This is a genomic window from Caloranaerobacter longqiensis (assembly GCF_050286925.1).
GTDB lineage: Bacteria > Bacillota > Clostridia > Tissierellales > Thermohalobacteraceae > Caloranaerobacter.
The window spans coordinates 1-1,935 of the sequence record NZ_JBFWFX010000050.1 but is presented as its reverse complement, the minus strand read 5'-3'; the positions used below and the strand labels follow the sequence as shown (position 1 = coordinate 1,935).

Annotated in this window: 1 protein-coding gene and 1 pseudogene; both read right to left on the bottom strand. The window is 28.9% G+C overall.

Going from position 1 to position 1,935, the window contains the following annotated elements:
- Positions 1-125 (bottom strand): annotated as a pseudogene (locus AB4Y15_RS13895) (IS256 family transposase); the annotation flags it as partial.
- A gap of 82 nt (positions 126-207) precedes the next feature.
- Complete coding sequence (locus AB4Y15_RS13890) at positions 208-1,680, bottom strand: ISLre2 family transposase (RefSeq protein ID WP_427340942.1); 1,473 nt, start codon at positions 1,678-1,680, stop codon at positions 208-210.
- Between the last annotated feature and the right edge of the window lie 255 nt (positions 1,681-1,935).

Genomic DNA, 1,935 nt, shown 5'->3' with positions numbered 1-1,935 from the left:
GCTTCAAGCATTTCTTGGAGAGCATCTTTAAACATATCTTTTAGATACTCATAAAGATCATCTGCTGTTTTTAACCCTCCATCTGAAATCATTTGTCTTAATACTTCTTTTGGTAATTTACTCATAAAAATACTCCTTTCTAACATTTTTTCTTTTTCTAATTCTTGCCAGAAAGGAGTATTTATTTTCACTTAAGCACAAATTTTTTTACACTACCCTTGCACATTTATCTTCTAACATTTTCTTTATAGCCAATCTTCCATTGGTTATAGCACAATCTGTAAAAGGCATTCTACCTTTTCGTGTAGGATATATTCTGCTTTTTTTAGGCTTTCTGTTCACTTGTGCTGCTGTTAGCCTAAGTACTTCTTTTATTTCTTCTATCTTTTCTTCAGCTAGAGTTCCATTTAACAATGTATCAATTAGTTTATCTAACTCTTTACTAGCCTTTGATGCTAATATCTTCGCTAAATTGCTCGCTCCTTTTATACTCCAACTTGCCTTCCTATTTTTCATTCTTTGGGCTAATATATCGCATATATTATGTTCCATTGTTCCTAAATTCCTATATACTACACCTTCCGGTGGTTCAGGTAATTTTATATCCTTTCTTGGATTATATGGTACTAATCCTTTTTTGTTATTTACTAAATAATTATATAGCTTCTCTAGCTTTTTTAGTTTTTCTTCATCTTCATTGTTTTCTACCATAAGATTTGTTATCAACTCTAAACTTTCTTTTGTTTTACCTTGGTTTAATAGTTTAATTATTTTTTTACTCTTTTTCTTATCATCTATATTTCTTGTTACTGCTTGGCTTTTATGAAATGGGTCTAATTGAAATGTTGCTCCTTCTTCCTTCACTATTTCTTTTATCCAGTTCGATCCATCTCCATTTATTATTCTTAGTTCTATTTCGTCTTGGTTATATGTGCTTGCTATTTTAGAATCCCTTATCTCCTTAAATTTTTTACTTCCCTTAAAACTTACATACGCTTTCTTTTCTATAGTTATATATCTGTCTTTTTTCTCATGTTTTTTCTCCCAACCTTCATAAAATATGCCTAATTTTAGCTCTTTTATTACTTTCTTTTTACTTTTTCCTTTGTCTTTACTTTGTATGTTTAACCAAATACCATCCATTTCTTCAAATATTACTTTTACTTCTTTTTCACCTTTTAATTTCCCTTCTTTGTTTAACTTTATTTCTCTTTCTTCTTTTTCTTCTATCTTTTCTCCTATTTTTTGAACTATATCCCAAACTGCTGTATGACTTATGCTTTGGTTTGTATGTTTCGTTATTTTATCTGCTGCTTTTCTATATGACATATCTGTTATATTGTCTACTATCTTTTCTACTAAGTTAGCTGAAATTTGCCCTATTGTTTCAATTTTTAAATATTCGTCTAATAGAAATATATAACTTTTCTCTCCTTTTTCTGTTATATATTCATATATTCTTCTTTCATATTCTATTATTCCCATTACTGTCTTTATTGAAGTCTTTCTTTTTCCTTTATTTCTATATTTATTTTTATCTCTTTCTTTCATTAGCTTTTCATCTAATTTCTCAAGTATATATACAAGTATTTCACATGCCTTTCGGCATACAAATTCATAAATTTCTTTTTCTAGGCTCTTGAAATTTATATCGCTTTCTTTTAAACTTAATACATACATGAAACCATCCCTTTTCTATTATATTGGATGATTCATGTATATGTAAGATGCCTTCGGGCATCTTTTTATTTTGATATTTTGCCTACTTAAATTTTACTCTAGGAATCAAACTGTAACTTTAAAAAAAGAAGTAGATAGTAATACGCAAAAGATGTATAATGTAGCTGTAGCAAGTAATCCAAGTATAGCTAGTCAGTTAGCAGCATTAAACTTACCAGCTGCAGTTGAATATGGACTTCTTGCATTTGCGTCTGC